The organism is Dyella humicola, from assembly GCF_026283945.1.
Taxonomy (GTDB): Bacteria; Pseudomonadota; Gammaproteobacteria; order Xanthomonadales; family Rhodanobacteraceae; genus Dyella; species Dyella humicola.
On the sequence record NZ_JAPDPC010000002.1, the window covers coordinates 26,900 to 48,095 of the forward strand.

The 21,196-nt window shown below is 60.1% G+C and carries 15 protein-coding genes; 10 read left to right on the top strand and 5 right to left on the bottom strand.

What is annotated here, in order from left to right; genetic code table 11:
- Positions 1–111: 111 nt before the first annotated feature.
- Positions 112–1,011, bottom strand: a complete 900-nt coding sequence (locus OUZ30_RS14905) for a hypothetical protein (protein WP_266183224.1) — start codon at positions 1,009–1,011, stop codon at positions 112–114.
- A gap of 599 nt (positions 1,012–1,610) precedes the next feature.
- On the opposite strand from OUZ30_RS14905, the gene OUZ30_RS14910 reads away from it, so the two are divergent.
- The 3 genes from OUZ30_RS14910 (at position 1,611) to OUZ30_RS14920 (ending at position 4,713) form a co-directional block, all read left to right on the top strand.
- Positions 1,611–1,814, top strand: coding sequence for a hypothetical protein (locus OUZ30_RS14910; protein WP_266183225.1), 204 nt, complete (start codon positions 1,611–1,613; stop codon positions 1,812–1,814).
- A 312-nt stretch (positions 1,815–2,126) separates the two neighbouring features.
- Entirely contained in the window at positions 2,127–3,974 is a 1,848-nt protein-coding gene (locus tag OUZ30_RS14915; RefSeq protein ID WP_266183226.1) for a hypothetical protein, read from the top strand.
- A 331-nt stretch (positions 3,975–4,305) separates the two neighbouring features.
- Complete coding sequence (locus OUZ30_RS14920) at positions 4,306–4,713, top strand: MAPEG family protein (protein ID WP_266183227.1); 408 nt, start codon at positions 4,306–4,308, stop codon at positions 4,711–4,713.
- 213 nt (positions 4,714–4,926) lie between these two features.
- Here the strand turns inward: OUZ30_RS14920 and OUZ30_RS14925 are convergent, their stop codons facing one another.
- Positions 4,927–6,069, bottom strand: a complete 1,143-nt coding sequence (locus OUZ30_RS14925) for a fatty acid desaturase family protein (protein WP_266183551.1) — start codon at positions 6,067–6,069, stop codon at positions 4,927–4,929.
- A gap of 459 nt (positions 6,070–6,528) precedes the next feature.
- Here OUZ30_RS14925 and OUZ30_RS14930 point away from each other — a divergent pair, with 459 nt between their 5' ends.
- From OUZ30_RS14930 to OUZ30_RS14940, 3 genes are all read left to right on the top strand, one after another.
- Positions 6,529–7,803: a M24 family metallopeptidase gene (locus OUZ30_RS14930; protein WP_266183228.1), complete on the top strand. Its 1,275-nt coding sequence runs from the start codon at positions 6,529–6,531 to the stop codon at positions 7,801–7,803.
- A 147-nt stretch (positions 7,804–7,950) separates the two neighbouring features.
- Positions 7,951–9,474 carry a glycosyltransferase family 39 protein gene (locus OUZ30_RS14935; RefSeq protein WP_266183229.1) on the top strand — a complete coding sequence of 508 codons (1,524 nt, stop codon included), beginning with the start codon at positions 7,951–7,953 and terminating at the stop codon, positions 9,472–9,474.
- A 494-nt stretch (positions 9,475–9,968) separates the two neighbouring features.
- Positions 9,969–10,964, top strand: a complete 996-nt coding sequence (locus tag OUZ30_RS14940) for an aldo/keto reductase (RefSeq protein ID WP_266183230.1) — start codon at positions 9,969–9,971, stop codon at positions 10,962–10,964.
- A gap of 182 nt (positions 10,965–11,146) precedes the next feature.
- On the opposite strand, the gene OUZ30_RS14945 is transcribed toward OUZ30_RS14940, so the two are convergent.
- Positions 11,147–12,703, bottom strand: coding sequence for a M20/M25/M40 family metallo-hydrolase (locus tag OUZ30_RS14945; protein ID WP_266183231.1), 1,557 nt, complete (start codon positions 12,701–12,703; stop codon positions 11,147–11,149).
- 2,472 nt (positions 12,704–15,175) lie between these two features.
- Between OUZ30_RS14945 and OUZ30_RS14950 the strand changes: the two genes are divergently transcribed.
- On the top strand, positions 15,176–15,628 hold the full coding sequence (locus OUZ30_RS14950) for a fasciclin domain-containing protein (protein ID WP_266183232.1): 453 nt from the start codon (positions 15,176–15,178) through the stop codon (positions 15,626–15,628).
- Positions 15,629–15,713: 85 nt separating this feature from the next.
- Here the strand turns inward: OUZ30_RS14950 and OUZ30_RS14955 are convergent, their stop codons facing one another.
- On the bottom strand, positions 15,714–16,190 hold the full coding sequence (locus tag OUZ30_RS14955; protein ID WP_266183233.1) for a hypothetical protein: 477 nt from the start codon (positions 16,188–16,190) through the stop codon (positions 15,714–15,716).
- A gap of 352 nt (positions 16,191–16,542) precedes the next feature.
- Positions 16,543–16,893, bottom strand: coding sequence for an FxLYD domain-containing protein (locus OUZ30_RS20460; RefSeq protein WP_425601524.1), 351 nt, complete (start codon positions 16,891–16,893; stop codon positions 16,543–16,545).
- Positions 16,894–17,303: 410 nt separating this feature from the next.
- On the opposite strand from OUZ30_RS20460, the gene OUZ30_RS14960 reads away from it, so the two are divergent.
- The 3 genes from OUZ30_RS14960 to OUZ30_RS14970 all read left to right on the top strand — a co-directional run bounded on the left by OUZ30_RS14960 (position 17,304) and on the right by OUZ30_RS14970 (position 20,940).
- Positions 17,304–18,737, top strand: coding sequence for a S41 family peptidase (locus OUZ30_RS14960; RefSeq protein ID WP_266183234.1), 1,434 nt, complete (start codon positions 17,304–17,306; stop codon positions 18,735–18,737).
- A 216-nt stretch (positions 18,738–18,953) separates the two neighbouring features.
- A complete protein-coding gene (locus tag OUZ30_RS14965) occupies positions 18,954–19,892 on the top strand; it encodes an alpha/beta hydrolase (protein WP_266183235.1) in 939 nt (312 codons plus the stop codon).
- A 535-nt stretch (positions 19,893–20,427) separates the two neighbouring features.
- Positions 20,428–20,940 (top strand): nuclear transport factor 2 family protein, encoded by a 513-nt coding sequence (locus OUZ30_RS14970; RefSeq protein ID WP_266183236.1) that lies wholly within the window; start codon positions 20,428–20,430, stop codon positions 20,938–20,940.
- Positions 20,941–21,196 lie beyond the last annotated feature (256 nt).

Consider the following 21,196-nt stretch of genomic DNA (forward strand, 5'->3'; position numbering starts at 1 on the left):
GCACGGTAGCGCCAACTAATCGGCACGCTACCGCCAAAGGTGCTGCTGACGAGAGCCGCTTGCGCGGTCACGCCAGCACGCACACCACGGTCTATTCGGAGATGGCGCCGATCAGGCGGCGATCGCCGGGGCCATGTCGGGCACGATGTCGTCACCACACACATCACGCCACAGGTGATACATCACCCCGAACATCACCGCGAACATTGCCAGCACCAGGGCGACATAGAGCGGAATAATCAGCACGAACATCAGCCATGGGCCGACGAGCTTGCCAAGCAGGGCAAGTAGAAGGGCCACGAGCGCGAAGGCGATGATTACGACAATCCAGACAAGGGCGAGGCTCACTGCAAACACCAGCAACGGCAGCAGGTTCTTCAGCGCGCCCACGATGCCATCACCGATGGCGCCGAACACGCTGCGATGACCCAGCGAGACCTGGCCAAGGCTGATCGCATAGAAACCCAGCATGAAAAGGCCGAGCACGGTGAAAAGTGTCATGAGGATGCCGAAGCCGTTGGGCAATCCCGGCGGTGGCTGATGGGTGGCCTGTGCCGTCAGCACTTGCATGTACCAGCCGGCGATGCCGCCTCCCGTCGCGGCGATAACGATGCCGAGCACGGCGACGTAGATCACACCGATCGCCAGCCCGAGGCCGATCACGCGCCATGCTTCGCCTTGTCGATAGGGCTTGAAGATGTCGCGCGCGCGGGCCGGCAGGCCACGTTCGGCTGCATCGACGACCTGCAGATAGCCCGCGTAGAGCGGCGCGATCAGCAGACCGAGCAGCATGGAGATCGCCATGATCCAACCAAAGGTTGCCGGGCTCTGCGGTGTGCCGGCGCGCATCGCGTGGAATTGCATCGGCAATGTGATCAGCGTCGGCAACAGGCACGCCACCACCAGCAAGGCCGCACCTCCGAGCAACGGCTTCGGATGGCGGAAGCTTACGCGGATGCCGTTCGTCAGCCAGCCAAAGCCGGCCGCCGGGCCCTTGGATCGTGTCGTCATAGTGTTTCTCCCCCCGAAGATCGGCGCCCCCGCGCCGTGCTCGCCCAGCATAGCGGGTAACGTGAAAGCCACCTAGGCGGTGGCGGCTTATGGAATGACAGGGTCAGGTTGCGATATTTCCCGCCAGCCGATCACGGCAGTGACAGGAAACTCAGCCTGATCCCACTTCCTGCTCGCGGTAGCGTCTATTTCAACAAGCAGAGCCGTTGAGCGGGCCAGTCGCTGAGGCGACACACCTTGGCCGATGGATGACGGCATTCGACTTAACCCCACACGAAAATCAGCTCATGCAGAACGACGTGCTTCTCACACCATGCGCGAGACTGCTCCTGATGCACGCCGATGAAGTCGCGACTGCCGCGACGCACACTCGGTTTGAAAAACCAATCGGGTTAAAGACAGTTGATCCAATCACCAGGCGCTCTCGATGTGGTCGGGCCCCGGAAGTTTTATCTGTCACCAAGAAGTGTCCCTTATGCGTCGCTACATGATTTTATTGTTTGTTCTTTGCGAGCATGACTATTCACGCAGCGACCTCACTACGCGTTGGCAGCAAAGTGCTAATCATCGGCGACAGCGCAGCACGAGTACTGCAATTGATGAGTGAGCCGTCGATACGCGCTTTCAAGCAAGTGCAGTCCGGCGGTTTGCCAAGTACCCAACTTGCCACCGGCGAGGAATGGCAATACCCGCAAGACGGAAGGACGATCATCATTACCGTCGTGGGCGGCAGAGTCGTCAACATTGAAACGCTCTACGATGGATTGTTCGCCCAACATTCCGAAATCAATGACGCCCGGTAAAGAGAAGTCGGGTGGCGCCATTTCTGGCCCGACGCCCGTGGTGGTGGATAGAAATTGAGCCTGAGGCTGGTTTAGGCAAGCTTCAATTTAATAATTGCGAATCATTTTCATTCCAAAGCTTGCGCATTCCTTTCTATTTTTAGCGAGGGGAACGCATTTCTTTGGGCTAATGGCAAGCTATTGCGAATGCGCGTATGGTCGATCGACGCATATTCAAATATGCGTACTTGCGCAGACGCTTATCGGCGCGACCGATATCAGCGTTGGACAGGGGGCGCGGTCACCTAACGAAACGAACAGGAGACCCGTGTTATGCATACTCGACTGCTTATTGCAGTGGCAGCCATGGCGTTTGCTACCTGCGCCTTGGCTGCGCCTCCCACGACCCTCGTACTGCAACGAGGGGGAACCACGGTACCAACGACCACGCCGCTTGGCGGGGCACCGATAACAAGCCTCGAACTGGATCCGGCGATGGTCGGCGGGGATGCCGATTCGGGTGACGACCTCGGACCGCAACCCATCGTCAATCGCAGCGTTGCCCACGGGCATGGCGGTGGCCACGGCATGGGGCATGGCAAGCGTGCCAAGTCGCACCCTGAATTCCTTGGCGGCTTCGATGGACTCGATTTCCACGATCAGCGTTACGCCAACGGCGGCAATCAGTTCTCGGTGGAACCGCCCGACCAAGGGCTGTGCACGGGCAACGGCTTCGTCATGGAGAGCGTCAACGACGTCTTGGCGATCTATGACAGCTTCGGCAACAAGCTTGTCGGGCCTGTCGATCTCAACACGTTCTACGGCTACCCCGACGCGATCAATCGCGGCACGGGTGCGTACGGACCAAGCATCACCGACCCTTCCTGTTACTACGATGCAGACACGCGGCGTTGGTTCCAGATCGTGTTGACGCTCGATCGCATTGGTACGACGTCGGCCCTGGCTGGCACCAATCACCTGGACATCGCGGTCAGTCAGACCTCCAATCCCACCGGTGCCTGGAACATCTACCACTTGCCGGTACAGAACAACGGCACGCAGGGCACGCCGGATCACGGCTGTGCGGGCGGGTTCTGTCTGGGCGACTACCCCCATATCGGCGCTGACGCCCATGCAATCTTCCTGACCACCAACGAGTTCTCGTTGTTCGGTGCCGGCTTTTACGGCGCGCAGATTTACGTGATCTCCAAGGATGCATTGGCGGAGGGCGCTGCGTCACCGAATGTGGTGCTGTTCAACGGTGGCGATCCGAGCATTCCGGCACCCGCGTTCGCGGTGATCCCGGCCATCTCGACCGGTGGGGAGTTTGCCGATGCTCACGGTGGCACCGAATACCTGCTCAGTTCCGACGCCGTGTTCTACGACTCGGGTACGTCGAGCACCGTCTGGCTATGGTCGGTGTCGAATACGAAGGCTATCGACAAAATGCCCACGGCGGTAGCGCTCGACGTCTCGCCGCTGACCGTGCAGGAATACGCCGTGCCGACCAGTCTGGCCCATCAGAAGCCAGGCAGTACGCCTTTGCTTGACTGCTTTGCCACACCCAGTTGTGCATCGCTACTCGGTTACCCGAGCATCGTTTACCCGGGGCCGCGCGACTTGGCGGTGAATGACTCGCGCATGGAGCAGGTGAGCTTCGCCAACGGCAAACTCTGGGGGACGTTGGATACCGACGTCTTGCTCAACGACGGCAGCCATGGTTCGGGCATCAACTATTTTGTCATCAATCCGCACTCCGGCGGCCTCTTCGCCAACGGCACGCTAGCGCTGCCTGATGCGAATCTGACCTACGGCGCGGCAGCCGTCACGCAAGGCGGACGCGGCGTTATCGCGTTCACGGTGGTTGGCGTCAACGACTACCCAAGCGCTGGTTATGCCAGCTTCGATGCGAAGATCGGTGCCGGCGACGTCCATATCGTCAGGCCGGGCGCAGGCCCCTGGGACGGCTTTACCGGCATCCCCTACCTCGGCGGTGGTCGGCCGCGTTGGGGTGACTACGGTGCGGCTGTGGTGGACGGCAACAAGATCTGGATTGCATCCGAGTACATCTCGCAGACGTGCACCCTGGCCCAATACTTGACCGCTCCGCTGTTCCAGTGCGGTGGGACACGCGGTGCCCTGGGCAACTGGGCGACGCGTATCTCGGCTCTGGAACTCTGAGGCCCTGGCACAACGCCAGGCAGCGGGCGCGGTGGGTAATGCCCTGCCGCGCCCGTTTTGTTTTTGAAACGAGCGAATAGTGTCGGGGCCCATTTGAAGGTTTCGGTACTCGTGCAAGCGGTCAACGCAACACCCCTGCTGCTTGCGCAGTCGTTAGTTTGTTGCATCGACCGGTTGAATCCGCAACCCGAAGCATACGTTTGTTAGTACTAGAAGTTCGGCTAACGACACCGGCTTTTCTAAAGGTGGAAAAGTGATGTCGAATACAGGAAAGAGCATCTCAGATTGGCAAGGTATCTTCATTCGCTTCAGCAAGCAGGAGAGTTGATCGATGAGCACATCTGCCTTGGTACTGACGCTCTTCATCGCATGGGCACTCTTCTTGCTCGTGCTCATGGAGGGCATTCGCTCTTATTTGGTTGTCTCCGGGCGCACCAAGTCCAATGAATTCACGCCGGACAACGCGAACCTCTCTCCATTTTTGCAACGACTGGCGCGGGCACATGCCAACTGCATCGAGAGCCTTCCTATCGCTGGCGGCCTTCTTCTTGTAGCCATGGTGACCAGTCGTACCGGGCTTACTGATGTGTTGGCACCGTGGCTCCTGCTTGCCCGCGTTGCCCAATCAACCACTCATCTCGTCTCCTTGAGTGTCTTCGCGGTCAACACTCGCTTTTTCTTCTTTGCCGTGCAGTTAGCGATCGCGATCTACTGGACATGGGCCCTACTTGCACGATAGTTCGTGCGTTTGCGTGCGTGGAACGTCCGCTTCGATCCGTAGCAAACATAGCGGGATCTCGCATTAGATGAGTACCCGCAGGGACTCGCAGCGATAAGTCTCGCTTGAGAGCGTCGACCGAATAGAGGCGTTCAACATGCCCGCTCCCGACTGAAGCGGACATTTCCGCGACTTGACTAGCCCCGGGGAATCCCGAACGCTATCAAATTCGAGTCACGCCGCGATGGAGGGCTCGGATCTTCCCATCCGCCGCAGCCAGCGATAGTGCGAGGCGATACCGGCGCCGAATGAGCGGTTCGCATGGTAGGGGACCCCGTATTCGAGGCAGGTTGTTTCGATCACGCGTGCAATGGCCGGATAGTGGATGTGGCATATGCGTGGAAACAGGTGGTGCTCGATCTGAAAATTCAGACCGCCGACCAGCCAAGTGATCAGCCGGCTGTCGCGCGCGAAGTTCACCGTGGTTTGGAGTTGGTGGATCGCCCATGGCGTGTCTATGCGTCCCGGCTCATCCGGGGACGGAAATGATGCTTCTTCTACGGCGTGTGCCAGCTGAAAAACTAGCGCGAGTAGTAAACCTGCAACGACGGAAACCACCGTGTAGTACAGCAGGACAGCGCCAATCGAATGAAATACCAGAGGTAAGCCGAAGGCGAGGGTCAAGAAGACCACTTTGCCGAGTACGAAAATCACCAGGTCCTTGCCCCGCGGTCGTGGCATCCGGCGCTTGCCGATGGTGGCGGTAAAGATGTCGCGGAAGTCGTCATGTAGATGCCAGCTCAGGGCCGTGAAGCCATAGAGCAGCCAAAGATAGATGTGCTGCCAGCGATGGTGCCAGTAGCGCCTCTGCTGCGGCGAAAATCGCGCCAGGACGCCAAGGTTGATGTCGCTGTCGTAGCCGTCGATGTTGACGTAGGTGTGGTGGAAGTGAGCGTGCTTCCAATGCCATATGTACGAACTGCCACCGACCAGATCGAGCGTTCTGGCCATCCACTTGTTGACCGAGCGTCGCTCCGAATATGCCTGATGACCGGCATCGTGCTGGATATTGAAGCCGATCTGGGCCGTGGCGATGCCAAGCACCAGGCTGAGCAGCAGGCCCTGCCACCACGTCGCCGCGACAAACACAAGAAGCACATACGAAGCGAAGAAAGACGTGAGGATGAACGCCGTCTTCAGATACATGCGAGCATTGTCGCGCTGCTTGCGCCCGCTTTGCTTGAAATAATCGTCGACACGCCGCCGTAACTCGCGATGGAACGTGTTGTCACCACTGAATTTCAGCCTATCGGTGGTGGTGTCCACAGGTGGAGATCGAACCGCATCGACCGTGCGGTGGGGTAACTCTGGGGACATGGCGTGCACTCGGGGGATGTAAGTGCATGGTAGTCGCTGCACTGATAAGCGCGTGTTGGGATGGCGCTCCCGCCATGCAGATCAAGCAAATGCCCGGGCCCACGCCCCGTGTCCCGTATAACGACATCGGCGAGCGAATAGCGTCCGCTACGGGTCGCGACTTCAGCCGCTCAACGCGACACATGGCCGGATTCGCCGTCAAAAGCAGACACACCGAAAATCATCCACGATCCGCCAAACCACCGCCACTGGATCGAGCGCGCACGCCTTATAGGTCGTGTCGGGTCCGACTGGAGCGGCACTGCGTATCACTTTGAGCGCAGGCGGTGAGCAGCACCGCGTGCTGGACTGGTTCGTGGTGATGGCGCAAGTGCGATTCGACACCAGGCCAGACAGTAGTCGCGTCGCCGGTTCCAGCCTCATACTCCGAAGCATCCTTGGCATCGGTCCGGAGTCTCCATGCGTCGTCGCGATTTTCTCACTGGTGCAGTAGCCGCCACCGCCGCCGCATCCACCGCCCTTATGCTGGCCGGCCGGTCGGCGCAGGCCGCAGCTGCTGCGCCTACCGGGCTGGCCGGGTTGGCCTCCATGACCGCCGGCGCCAAGCCGATTTCGGTGGAGGAGCGTCAGGCGCGGATCGCCAAGCTGCAACGGCTGATGGTCGAGCAGAAAATCGGCGCCTTGATCCTGGAATCCGGCTCAAGCCTGGACTACTTCACCGGCATCCAGTGGCATCGCTCGGAGCGTACGACGGCCGCCGTGATCCCGGCCCGCGGTGACATCGTCGTGGTGACCCCGGCCTTCGAAGAGCCGTCGATCCGCGAGACGCTGGCGGTGGGCGGCGATGTGCGGCCATGGAATGAGCATGAGAGCCCGTTCGCCCTCCTTGCTGGCGCGCTTCGCGACCGCGGCGTTACCTCCGACCCGATCGCCTTCGAAGCCACCACGCGCCTGTTCATCGTCGACGGGGTGCGCGATGCCAGCGCAGGGGCCTACCGTGTGGTCTCCGGCGACGCCCTGGTAAAAGCCGTCCGGCTGATCAAGTCGCCGGCCGAACTCGCGCTGATGCAAACCGCCAATGACGTCACCCTGGCGGCGCTGCGCTACGTCCATGCCAACGTCCGCCCGGGCATGCGCCCCGACGAGATCGCTGCCATGATGAATGGCGCCACCGTTGCCCTGGGCGGCGCGCCGGAGTTCGCCCTCGTGTTGATCAACGAGGCCAGCGCCTATCCGCACGGCTCGCACCAGCCGCAGACCCTGCACGAGGGTTCGGTCATCCTGATGGACGTGGGCTGCACCGTGCATGGCTATCAATCGGACATCTCGCGCAGCTGGGTGATGGGTCAGCCGACCGCGAAACAGCGAAAGGTCTGGGACACCGTCAAGCGGGGCCAGCAGCTCGCGTTGGCCACTGCCAAGCTGGGCACCCCGGTGGGCGCCATCGACGACGCCGTGCGCGCCTACTATGAAAAGGAAGGCTGGGGTCCCGGCTACCACCTGCCTGGTCTTCCCCACCGCACCGGCCATGGCATCGGCCTGGACGGCCACGAGCCGCCCTATCTCGTCCATGGCGACGCCACGCCGCTGGCAGCCGGCATGTGTTTTTCCGACGAGCCGGGGATCTACATTCCCGGCGAATTCGGCATCCGGCTGGAAGACTGCTGGCACATGACCGAGGCCGGGCCGAAGCTTTTCACCGCGCTCGCCAAGTCGATCGACCACCCGATCTGATCGGGTCAACGAGCGCTGTCCAGCGTTCCTGAAACGACTGCTTCCGGCCCAACCCGAACATTGGCTATCTTGGCGGAGTGAAAGAGTCACCGCCCGGGATGCGGATAGGCATCGGGCGAACAGTCGACCTGTTTCGAGGATGCGTCCATGAGTGCGACCGGTGTTCCAGTTCAGAACGCCATGCCGGGCCACCGGGGGAGCGTCATGCCGGTGCTGGTCATTGCCGTGCTCTTCGGCACAGCCCACATGTTGACCAACGGGCAGTACGGTTTTCACCGGGACGAATGGCAATTCCTGAGTGATGCGCAGCACTTGGATTGGGGCTTTGTGCCTTACCCGCCCCTGACCGCCGCATTGGAATCCCTGGGCCTCAAGATGTTTGGCCTGTCACTCGTGGGCCTGCGACTGTTTTCGGTGCTCGCGCAAGTCCTGGTGATTCTCGCCAGCGGCCTCATGGCTCGTGACCTGGGGGGCGGGCGGTTGGCGCAGACCTTTACGGCCATCGCGGTGGGGCTGTCGCCATTGCCGATGTTCCAGGCGACGGAATTCCAGTATTCCTCGTTCGATTTGTTGTGGTGGGTGCTTATCGCCTGGTGCGTGATTCGTCTGTTGCGTGACGATGAGCCACGCTGGTGGGTAGCGATTGGCATACTCGCCGGCCTTGGTCTGCAGACCAAGTATTCGATGGCGATCGCGCTCGCTGGCGTATGGGTGGGCGTGCTGCTCACCGACGCACGGCGATATGTCGTGAATCGTTGGTTCTGGGCCGGTGGCGCCATCGCGCTACTTTTATTTTTCCCCAACCTCGTCTGGCTCATCCGGCACGACTTCGTTTCCTACCATTTTCTGCAAGCCATCCATGCGCGCGACGTCCATCAGGGACGCGCGGACGGTTTCCTGCGCGATCAGTTCCTGTTGAATGCCAATCTGTTCGCCGCGCCTGTCTGGCTAGTGGGGTTGTTCGCCTACTTCAACGATCGCCGCTATCGCATGCTTGCCTGGATGTATGTGGTGCCGCTGCTGCTGTTCCTGTTTGCACAGGGGCGCTTCTATTACACCTGCGGCGCTTACCCCATGCTGCTGGCCATGGGATCGGTGACAGGCGAGCGATGGTTGCGCGCCCTGCGTCCCGCGTGGCGCGTTGGGATTGCCACACTGGCGTTTACGGGTGTCTTCGCTGTCGGCGTCTATGCGACGCTTCGTATCGTACCCATCGCAACGAGCGGTCCGTTGCGAGACTTTGCGCTCAAAAACAACGCCGACCTGCGCGAGGAAATCGGCTGGGATGAACTCGTCGCACACGTGGCGGCTATTCGCGATGCCTTGCCCGCCGAACAGCAAGCCAATCTTGGCATTGCCGTGGGTAACTATGGCGAGTACGGCGCTATCGCTCTACTGGGTCAGCACTATCACCTACCCATGCCGATCACGACGATCAACTCCGGCTGGCTACGCGGCTATCCGCAGACGCCACCCACCACACTCATCGTGTTGGGAAATTCGCGCGAGCGCGCCAATCTTCTCTTCACAAACTGCCGCGTTGCCGGCCACACGAGCAATGCTTTGGGCCTGGTCAATGAAGAAAGCGGAGATCACCCCGATATCCTTGTGTGCGGCCCCACGCGAAAGCCATTGAGCGAGCTTTGGAAGCACGGACCGGATTTTGGATGAGCGGTCGCACAAACTGTGCGGAAACGGTGCACTTCCCGTCCATGGCCGAGCCAGGCGCTGAGAAAGCATTTAGCGCGGAGCAACGGCGAGCCTCGCCTACGCTTGGTTTCTATGGCGCGTTCCCAAGAGGCTTGTGGCCCATGGGGTCACCGTCTTCTTTATTGTGGATGCCATCCAGTCCCTGACTGGCCTGGTGATAAGCGATTCGATGTCGGATGCCTTTGTTTGACAGGCCTTTCTCGTCGATGCCCTTTATGCTGCCATTGGACTGGCCTTGGTGCATGGAAGGAGAATGGTGCGTCCAGGCTTGGTGGCGTAAGGACCGTTCCCGCCTTGAAGCGGGCATTCGCATCCAGCTCCGCCGGATGCAGCCGAGCCCTAGCGGCACGATGTTCAACACCAGCGGGGCACTCAGGCCAGGTCGGAACACCGTTCAGCCATCACCGGAATTCGCATCAACGACGTACGTCGCAAAATATAGGAAGAGCAGTTAAATGACGCTTTCGAAGAGGAAATTTGGTCGTACCGGCTGGCATGTGTCGGAAGTCGGCTTTGGGGCATGGGCGATCGGCGGCTCGTGGGGCAGTGTCGCCGAAGACGACGCCAAGTCCGCGCTAAACGCCGCGCTCGATAGCGGTGTTACGTTCATCGACACGGCAGACGTCTACGGCGACGGCCGCTCGGAACGGATCATCCGGGACGTGTTGCGGCAGCGAGGCGGCGAGCGTCCGATCGTGGCTACCAAGCTCGGGCGTCGGCTCGATCCGCATGTGGCGAGCGGCTATATGAACAAGCGCGAGCTCGCAGGTTTTATCGACCGCAGCCTTTCGAACCTGGGCGTCGATACGCTCGACCTGGTGCAATTGCACTGCCCGCCGACGGAGGTCTATTACCGTCCCGAAGTGTTCGACGCGATGGACGAGTTTGTTGCTGCCGGCAAGATCCGCTTCTACGGCGTGTCGGTCGAAAAGGTCGAGGAAGCGCTGAAGGCGATTGAGTATCCGCACGTGGTGTCGGTGCAGATCATCTACAACATGTTCCGCCAGCGCCCTGCCGATCTGTTCTTCAGGCAGGCGCAAAAGAAGAACGTTGCCGTGATAGCGCGAGTGCCCCTGGCTAGCGGCATGTTGACGGGCAAGATGTCCGCGGATTCGGTTTTCCCGTCAGACGATCATCGAACTTTCAATCGCCATGGCGAGGCGTTCGACGTTGGCGAAACGTTCTCCGGCGTGCCTTACGACATCGCGTTGAAAGCGGTCGACGAACTGCGCGGCCTTGTACCGGTGGACGCTTCCATGGCGCAACTGGCGCTTCGCTGGATTCTCATGGAGGAGGCCGTTTCCGTCATCATTCCGGGCAGTAAAAACGCCGCGCAGGCGACATCAAACGCGTCGGCTGCGAGCCTCGCGCCACTCTCCGATGAGGCCATGCAACACGCCCGTGAAGTCTATGAGCGCCATATAGCGCCACACGTTCACCAGCGCTGGTAATAGTTCCGGATCAGTGGAAGGGCGGCGCCCCCAACATCAGGGGCGTCGGCACTAATCGAGAAGATCTTTCCAGCCTTCCGCATTCAGACGCGGCCGGCATGATGCTCCGCCAATCCAGCACTCGCAGGTGCCCGCTTGCCCGGCGTTGGCGGCTCGATTGCGGGGGGCCCCACGCTCGGGTGCTACCAGTTGAGCTCGCCGAGCATGGCCGCGTAAGTCTCTATGCCGTCCCACAGATTCTGTAATCGGGCGTTTTCGTTGGCGGCGTGCTGGTTGTTGTCATGGTTGGCGATGGGCAGGCCGATCGCCGGAACGTCCAGAATCTTGGTGAAGAGATAAATCGGAACACTTCCTCCCATCATGGGCAACACGGCGACGGGGCCAGCGGCGGCGCGTTCCGCCGTGGCCAGCACGGCGCGCGAAACGGGACTGCTCATATCGCCGCGGTAGCCGGGGTAACCGTGGTTCCAATCGAGCCTCACCAGCTTGGATTTGCTGCTACGTGTCGCCTCATCGGGTTCTGCGTGGAGCACCGTCCAGCCGAGGTCTTGCAGCCGTTTCTCCACCAGTTCGCGCACGTGCTCTGGCGTCTGGTCGGGAACAAGTCGGAAATCCAACGCCACCTCAGCGGTCGCGGGGATCGCCCTGGCGGGGCCGCCAGCCTGGAGGCCGATCACGTTGAGGGCAGGGCGCATGGTGCTCGCAGTCAGGCCGTCGTTGCCCTCACCTTGGGCGATACCGAATTCCCGCTTCAGCGACGGCTCCACCGGTGGCAGCGCCGTGATGGCCTGCCGCTCGGCCGCTGTCAGCGGACGCACATCGTGATCAAAGCCTGGGATGCGGATGCTACCGTCGGGCGCGCGTAAATCCGTGACCAGCTCCGCCGCCTGGTAGGCCGGGTTGGGCACCCAGTTGCCGTAATGGCCACTATGTAACGGCCGGAGCGGCCCGTAGACAGTTGCCTCCAGGTCAAGGGAACCTCGTGCACCGAAGTAGAGTGTGCGCCGCCGTGACTGATGCATGGGCCCATCCCCGATCAACCACAGATCGGCGGCGAGCTGTGCTTGGTGCTGACGAAGGATGTCGGCCAGGTGCGGTGACCCTCGCTCCTCCTCACCTTCCCAGAACACCTTGATGTTGACGGACGGCGCTCGTCCCAGAGCCTTCAGCGCGTCAAAGGCTTGCAGAAAGGCGACGATCGACGATTTGTCGTCGCTGACAGCGCGACCGAACAGTCGCCATTCCGGATTGAATGGTGGGCGCAGCTGACCCCAGTCGAGAGCCGCGGCCTTCGGGCTCGGTCCGCTGCGCAGAACCGGCGTAAACGGGTCCGCCTCCCACTCGGCGCGGTTGACGGGCTGGCCGTCGTAATGAGCGTAGAAGACGACCGTTCGCTTGGCGCCGGGCGTGTTGAGTTCGCCATAGACGACGGCCGGCACGCCGGGATCGCCCTGCCATAACTGCGCCTGAAACCCGCGCTGCGAAAGCTCCGCCTGCAAGCGATGGGCCATGGTCTCGAGACCGGAGGCTTTTTCGGCGACGCTGGGGATCGTGGTGAAATCGGAAAGCTGCCGGACCACGGCCGACTCATGTCCCGAGCGCCATTGCCGGACCTGTCCCACCAGCCCGTCGCCGGCGTTTGCCGCCGTACAGGCGATGCCGCAAACGATGGCGAGTACCCATTCTTTCATCATTGCTATGCCTCCTGTCGGGCGGAAACACCCCGCGGTTTCAACCATGACATGGCGCCGCCGTCACCAAGCGGCACGCACGAATACTCCAGATAGCAAGCGATCAGTTGTCTTGGACGACTTGATGGAGCCGCCCCTTGAATACCGGAGGCCAAGTGGCGTGAATGAAGCCGCCATCGGCAGTTCGCGCCGACGCAGATAATAAACATCCTGAGCCACTGCGGGCGGTCACTGGTCGATCAAGGGCAAAGGTTGCATGCGTTCACTCGCGCCAGCGTCGTCCGTACCTTCGTAGTCAGGGTGAGGCTTGAGGGCGTGATGGACCACCCTGGCCTCGAATGGCCCATTGAGGGTTTCGATTCCAAGGTGACACAAATGTCCGCTGTTGACTGGATACAGGGATTCCGCCCCGCTCCCAAATAGACATTCTCATGACTCTAGTCCCCTGGTACGGCCAGGGTCCCGTAGGCTCGCGATGGTGGCCTTTAAGGTCGATCACCGCCAAAGATCGACACCTTGGGTGAGGTGATAGAAAGCGGAGCCGTCCCCATAGGGCTCATCGAGAAGGACGAGCGCGCGTTTGGCGACGTTACTGAATACTCGTTCTTGACCACGTAGCCAGCGAGCCGAGATGGCATCCCTGGTCATGTGTCGCGGCTGTTGTGCTCCAGGTGCAATGTAGCGAGTCGCTGTAATGGCGAACCTGAAATCCACCGCGTGGCCGGAACCGGCGGACCTGTTTCGGGCAAAATTTCGGAGCCCCGCAACGCCCACTTCCGATCGAGGGCGGACATTGGTTGAGCTCAGGGGACGAGCACGCCTGCGTGGCGGTCGGTGGGCTAGCGAGCACAGCTATCCCGCCCTATTCCGCCACTCCATGTTGCAACCAGTCTCTCTTTGATGGTTGGCCATCCGCTGCTGAGCGCCAAGCGCACGCCTGACAGCCGCACCCGCCTTCGCAAGGCTCAAAACAACTGGTCCTACATTGACACGGCACGAGCCGAGCGGCTCCCTTGCGCACCATAAAGAATTCGGCGATATCAAAAAAGCCGCTGGTTGCTGGATAGCGGAGCTGGCCTTGCTCAGTCGGATAGAGATTCGCCGTCATATTCATAGGGGCCCCTGTGCAGGAAGTTCATCTTACGGCTGCGTCTGTTACTTATTCAGTTGGCGAACGCCAGCGGCACGTCGAGATGGGCGAGAAAGGAGGCCAATCATGGGCCGGAAGTTCCTTAATCTCCGGGGCAGTCCACCCACCTAAACTCGGTGTCTGTGAAACCAGCCCCAGTCCAGGCCGCTATTGCGGCAGTTATAGCGATGTAGCCCAAGGCGCTAGTCGCGACCACTCGGTCCTTGGTACGCGTTCCGCCCCGCCGCCTCCTGAAAATAAGGCGCGCAATGATCGTCATCGCCGCGGGTGGGTTGGGCGTAAGGCTAAGGAGCTCCTAGCTCGATTGGCCCCATGTCAATTCAACATCGTCCTTCACCGCTTCATCGACCTCACCGTTCGGAACGCCTAGAAGTTCACTGACGCGTCCGTGACGCATGCCGAAGAAAACGCCACTTCGCCTGTACGTTGCGGTCCACGTGACGCGATCGGAATTAGCGTGCACGTAGTCAGCATCATAGGTGAAGCCGTTGGCGGTCTTGCCTGAAACGCTCGTCATTGGGTTGCCTTAGGGTTGGCCATGGCCGGACACGTCCGTTTGCCTGGGCTTAGTCGGTGCAGTCGACTCGACCGCGGGCAGGACACTCAAGAGTGACTGTTCAGCCAGCCGTGTCGTGTGAGCTTTGGCCGGCCAGCGTGGCTGGTACACATCAGCGGCCGCTGATTTCAATGTTGATGTGCCCGCCACCCGCATCAATCGATGTGGTCGGCACCCGTATCTTGCTGGTCAACATCGACCTTCGGTGGAGCTGCATCGGATAGAGATGGGCTTCGTTGGCCTAGGGATTGTATGCGTGACAACAAGACAGACGCGTCACTCCCAGGAAACCAGCGATTGCGCTTCTCGCTGTCCGTGGCCCTTTCAATCGCCGTAAAGGTGAGTTTGTGCGGGAAGAAGTACAGCGAGTTCGTTTGGTTGATCGTGTACATGGAGGTGGCCTTTGAGCATTGACGTGCATCCTGCAAGTCAGAAGCGGGCATCAAACGGCGGCTCCGAAGTTATCGGAGGAAACTCAGTGGCGTTGGAGTGCAGACCGTAGGCTGAGGCAACCGAAGCCAATCAAGAGGGCTCCGGTGCACACCCAACATGCGCTCTCTGATGTTACGTGCTTGTAAGAGGTCTTCAGGCTATGGGCCGAGTTGTTTCTTGGTCGCCTCACACATCACCGTCACCTAACAACTTCAAGCGCATGCTGCGACGGCGCCAGGAAAGAAAGTCTCCTCCTTGGCAGGCGTCTCAGCCACGCGGTCCTCTCCCAAACGCCATCTGAGTACTTCTCCGGTCTGCATCGGAGTCGCGGCTTCGTCCGCTCTAAATCCGCTACGCGGATCACCACTCAATAGGCAAATCCATGTCCAATCATGATTCCAATAGCACTCGTGCCCCGACCAAAAACCTTGTCGATACCGCAGCCGCCAATGGATCGTTCCATACGTTAGGCAAAGCGCTAGAAGCGGCAGAACTCACAAATGTTCTTAAAGGTTCCGGCCCTTACACCGTATTTGCGCCGACGGATGCGGCGTTCGACAAACTTCCGAAAGGCACACTGGAAAACTGGCTGAAGCCAGAGAACAAGGCGGAGTTGATCTCCGTGATGAAATACCACGTGTTGCCAGGCCGGACATCGGCCGTCGAGGTGGAGAAACTGAGCGCACCGAAAATGATGCAGGGCCAAACCGCGCCAGTCAGGAAAGACGGCGACAAGCTCAGCATCGGTGGTGCCAACATAACGGAGCGGGATATCGCATCAAGCAACGGCATTATCCACGCGATCGACACGGTGATCGTGCCCACTAAGCACTAATCGACCGAGCCTTGTGGTGAGCCATGCTCGCCGCAAGGCCTTGACTTAGCACGTGTAGGATGCCGCCGTAGAAGGGCATATCCAGCTAATGCCGGATATGTGTCCCTAAGGCTTCGCTACCCCTGGAGGCGCAAATGGCACGCTCCACATCAATCGGGAAACCAGTGGCGTGCTCAGGCCACATCAATGGATTCTCTATAGGCGCTTCCATTTCCAGCGTTTCTATCGACGTTGCGCCAACCCGTTCCAAGATATGACGAACTTCGCCGGCGGTAATTTCATCACCCGCATCCACCGTGAGCACGGCATGGCCCATCGTCGCCGGTGCGGGAAGGTGGCTTGGCGAACGAAGTTCCGAGGCCCTCCTTTCCTCCCGATGGCCGGGTTGGCCGACGCGGGAGATGATCGATGTGGGTGCGCTTGAACTTGCAGCGGAATTGCCCACGCTTTCGTTCAGGTAGCTCACCACATGCGAGCGCTGCATACCCCGTGCTAGCAGCTTGCATGAAGCCGAGGCCGCCGCGAACTGATTGTCAAACCTGGCAACGATGAGGGTAGGCACGCTCGCGACTCCTTCGATGACGATAGCCACTCCATGCTAGCCCGTCGCTAAGAATCGTTTAGTGATGATTTCCTTATACGTACAACGTACGCACGGCATGCCTAGATTCGCCTTCGATCTCCGAGCAGCCGAGCTTTGCGAAATGTTCGCGGCCAAACTTCGCGAGATCGTGCAGCCGGAGCCTCTTTGACGCCGGGCTCGCCGTGTCCGTTGCCGACCCGGAGCTGACGTCTTGAAGCTCATGAGGAGCGTTAAACAAGTCCCTATGCGAGCATCAGCTGCATCGCCATTCGATAACGCCCTTGGCACCACCGCCTGGGCCGGGCCGGCGTTTCGCGTCTTCTCCTGTTTGTTACCTGCTGTCGGCGCTCGCTAGCCTGGCGCGACTGACGTTGCCTGCCGCCGGCGCACGGAAGCGCCAACTCTGTCCGGCCCGCAGATCCATGATGGAGTCCGATGGCCAGCCGATCCGCCGGCCGCGGGCATCGAAGACACGGAACCGAGCACGCACATCACGCAATCGGCGCCCACTGATGTTCACAGCCCTACCGACGCCCCGATTCCTGCCTGGACGGACATCGCGTTCCACGCGGTAGCCCTCTACTCGTACACGGCAGCCAGCCACCACTTGGAAGGCGTTCGCACTGCGGCTGATGCTGAAGATCGCCGCGATGGCCAGAGCGGCAGCGCGGCGATAAGCCATACGTAACTGCTGGTCCGGGGTCCAACCGCACTATTTTAGGCCGCGTAAAGATCATCGAACTGCCGAGTAGAGCCTGCGGACACGGGCGCTACGTAGGTCATCGGGGCCCAGCATCCTCAGGAACGAGGGTGGCGGAGGTCGGATATAGGATTGCAGTCGCCACGGACGCCCGAGCCGCGGGATGCTTGCAACAGGGGACGAGTCCATACAATGACGACACCGGGGCTGCGGAGCTTTCTGTTTGCGGCTAGGAGTACGCCAGGATCCGCTTGCGACTGCGGATTCAGCCGAGCGATTTCACCAATCTGTTGCATCGACCGGCTGAATCCGCAACCCATAGCGGACCTTCCAGAATCAGGGTGAGTACGTAGGTCGCTATCAGGGAGAAAAAAGTGAAAGGAGTAGCCACCATGAGTCGTAGCGCCTGCATGACCTTCCTGGCATCTATCGCGATGCTGGGGGCTTCCTACTCAAAGGCCACGGATACTCACTCGCCACAGCCGATTGATCGAACGATTTCGGGTAACAGCGTGGCACTGCCCGCCCGGGGATATTGGGATTTGCCGAGCTACGGCATGGCTTTTGACTTCAAGCCATCATCCTTGGATATCTATGATCGCGCCGGCGACCTGTGTTGGCGGGACTCTCAGCATTCCGGCATGCAGGCGGCGAATGGTCTGGTTCCCTTCTTTGCGAAGAGTGCATCAGGCTCGTTGGTATTCTTTGCCTCCGCCCCAGACGGAACCCAATATCGTCCGCGACCGGTTACCGCGATGCCCGCCGCTTGCACTGGGTCGATGAACCGAACGACTCCTCAGTACATCTTTGACGCTGTGGCGGCGTCACTCACTGAGCTTTACCCCTTTACGCGGGAGCACCATGTTAGCTGGTCAGATCGCGCTGCCCGCCTTAGGCCCAGGATCGCGGCCGCCCAGACCGAGCAGGACTTGCTCGCCGTGCTTGCCGCGCTGTTCCAGGGTGTGGAAGACCCTCACACCAGTGTCTCGGGCCAGGTAGACGGCAAACCCTTCAGGTTGCGGACCTTTCGTGGCCGAGACTTCCGTGAACTCAGCGGAGCGTTCTCCCAACAACGTCGTTATGACAACTTTCTGGATTGGGTATTCAGAGGATGGATGCCTGGCGAATACCGCCAGGCGGCGGCCACGCTCTTGCCCGGCACACATCACCAGGCACTTGGCAGCGCGCTGATTTGGGGGAAGCTTGAGGGAAACGTAGGCTACCTGGCCATCAACGAGATGACAGGTTTTGGCCGGGACAGCGACATCGAGGGTGAACGCTCCCTGCTAGGCCCTGCGCTGGATCAGGCCCTTACTGACCTGAAAGGAACGAGAGCACTTGTTCTCGACATCTCCCACAACCTAGGCGGGGATGACGAAGTGTCGGCAGACATTGCTGCCCGCTTTGCGGACAAGGTTCGGCCGGCTTATAGCAAGCAAGCATTTCGCGACGGGGCGGTACAGCGATTCGAGACCATTCCGCACCATGGCGTTTGCTATCGAAAACCCGTCTATCTGCTGACGAGCGAACTCACAGCCAGCGCAGCCGAGGTTTTCGCCATGAGAATGCGGCAGTTCCCGAACGTGATCCAGGTCGGCGAGCCCACGCAGGGTGTTTTCTCGGATGCCACCGAAAAGGGCTTGCCTAACGGGTGGATCCTATCCATGTCCACGGAGATCTACCGTGACCCGGATGGCCGAAACTACGAGGGGGTCGGGCTGGGTCCTTGGGTCCACTATCAGGTCGTTGGCGTGGAGCCTTCGGCAGGCGATTATGGGGACGCGATCCGTAAAACTGGCGCTCTCGCTGCGAAGCAGCATCCATAGGGGTACTGATGGTGATCAGAATTTCCCGGTAGACGGAGTGGATAGTCTGGTCCCGACCCGCAGCGGACATTGCCTTTCTAAGGCCATTTTCCTGGCACTCCCAGAGCATAAGACGCAGCTAGATATTGCCAGCGGAGTTCAGGCGTCGCGGCAAAGGTCTCGTCTTCGATGGCCAATGCCACTTCAAATCATTGCGTTGCCACAAGGACGTTTGTCATGAAGCTTTGGTCAGTTGCTTTGGTCCTGCTGCTGGTAAGCGCGGGCGTGGAGGCGGAAGAGCCCATCTGGCAGCCGGCCGGCGGGCATACGCAGGTACCGTTGTGGCCTGGGGTGGCGCCCGATCCGCAATCCGTGCCAGGTCCGGAAAGCGTTAAGTCGAGTAACAAGTTGCTGGCCGGCAAGCCTGTGACCAATGTGTTCAACGTGACGCGGCCGACGATGACGGTATATGCACCCACGGGAAGGAACACGGGGGCGGTGGTTGTCGTGATTCCAGGTGGCGGCTTTCAAATACTGGCCATGGACCTGGAGGGCACCGAGGCCTGCGACTGGCTGACGTCCAATGGCATCACCTGTGTGTTGCTGAAGTATCGAATACCAAGCAAGCCATACGAGTGGAGGTGCGATTGCCGCCCGCACAACTTGGCACTATCCGTGCCGTCGCTGCAGGACGTGCAGCGAACGATGCGACTGGTGCGCTCTCACGCGGCGGAGTGGCATGTCGATCCGCACAAGGTCGGCGTGTTGGGTTTCTCAGCTGGCGGTTTCCTGGTGGCCGAGATCAGCACGAACTTCAATCGACACCTGTATGCACCGGTGGATGCGGCCGACAAGGAGAGTGCGCGCCCTGATTTTGCAATGCCGATTTACCCGGGGCATCTCACCGTGGGTGACGGCAAGTTGAATAACAATCTGCCGGTATCCAGCGAGACGCCGCCGACGTTTCTGGTGCAGGCGGAAGACGATTACGTGGATGGCGTGGATCAGTCGCTGGTCTATTACGCCGCGCTGGCAAAGGCGCGTGTGCCGGCGGAGATGCATCTGTATGCACGCGGAGGCCATGCATTCGGCTTGCGGCCGACACCGGACCCGATCACAGGCTGGTCCCGGCTGGCCGAGGCGTGGCTTCGGACGATAGATATGCTCCACGACTGAAGGTGCATTCCATGTCGGCTTTCAACCCAAGGCGGACCTAAGGGATGGGACTTTCGATAGAGATGTGTGCTGCCGCTTCCCTGTTGTTCCTTACATACATCTTTGGAACAGTCAGAAATAGACAAGCTTCAAGAGAGGAGCCGATGGAGCCATGATGGCCAAAATGCAAATGTCAGCTTGCAGCCCATAACGGTACCTTTGCCATCACGCATGGCTTCAAGATGGCTGAGTGGCGTGCGCTCGCACATGGCCCACCGCAGAGTTCAATGACCACCACTGGGCATTGCCGAAACCTCCGATTAGTTCGGGGCGCCATGTACCGTTCCTTCACCGCCAACCTGCTAAACGCCATGCCCGGGTGACGTATTTGTCGGGGTAATTGCGGGCTGTCAATTCCGGGCAGCGCGCCTCAGGCATATGTGCCGGCCGGCCCCATGGTGTGGCCAACAGGACCGCAGGATGGTTCGCGAAATCTAGGTGCCTACGGGGGAATCTGTTCGCCGTGCCAGGTGTGTTATTTCGTGGAGGACATCCAATGAAACGCATCTTTCTTTGCCTAGTCATGCTCTGCCTTGGATTGTGTCTGTCGGTACCGGTGGTGGCGACGTCCACTGAGGGTGACGCGGATAGGGGCAGTCCTGCCGACATTCTTCAGGTGCGAAACGTCGAGATCATCTTTCACCGAGCAGGCAGTGTGTTGCCGACCAAGGACCTCGACCTGATGATGAGTCTCTATGCGGACGACGCGGTGCTCACCGATACGGCACACGGCAATAAGCAGTACAAGGGCAAGGAAGAAGTGCGCCGCTATTTCCAGGACGTCGCTGCACCCTTCCGGCCAGAAAACCATTGGATTGGCTACACGCCCGCCATGCGCATTCGCAGCCAGGTGGACGGCGACAAGGCCACGCTCTATTTCCAGTGTCTCTGGATGGACGTGGACAAGAACGCCGTTGGCGCGCACGCTTTTTCGGACATGACGCTGGCACGCGTCAACGGACGATGGCTAGTGAAGACCATCAGTGTCGGAAAAGTCGAAAAATTGTAACCAGCCCGCGTGGATTCACTTGACGGGGTCGATCATATTCAAACGACCAGCGTCGCCACGGACGATGGTCTTTTGGCGGCTGCGGCAGGGCCCGCGTATTTGGGGGCTTCCTATCCGGTCGCTACGCCCACGGGAACAGGACAAAGGAATCGACATCCGCTTTTGACCCGGCGCTGCCCTTGTGGATCGGGACGCGTTACGACCGGGTCGTCCGTCGCCGCTGCGGTTGGCCACGGAAGGTTTGCGTCATGCCTGC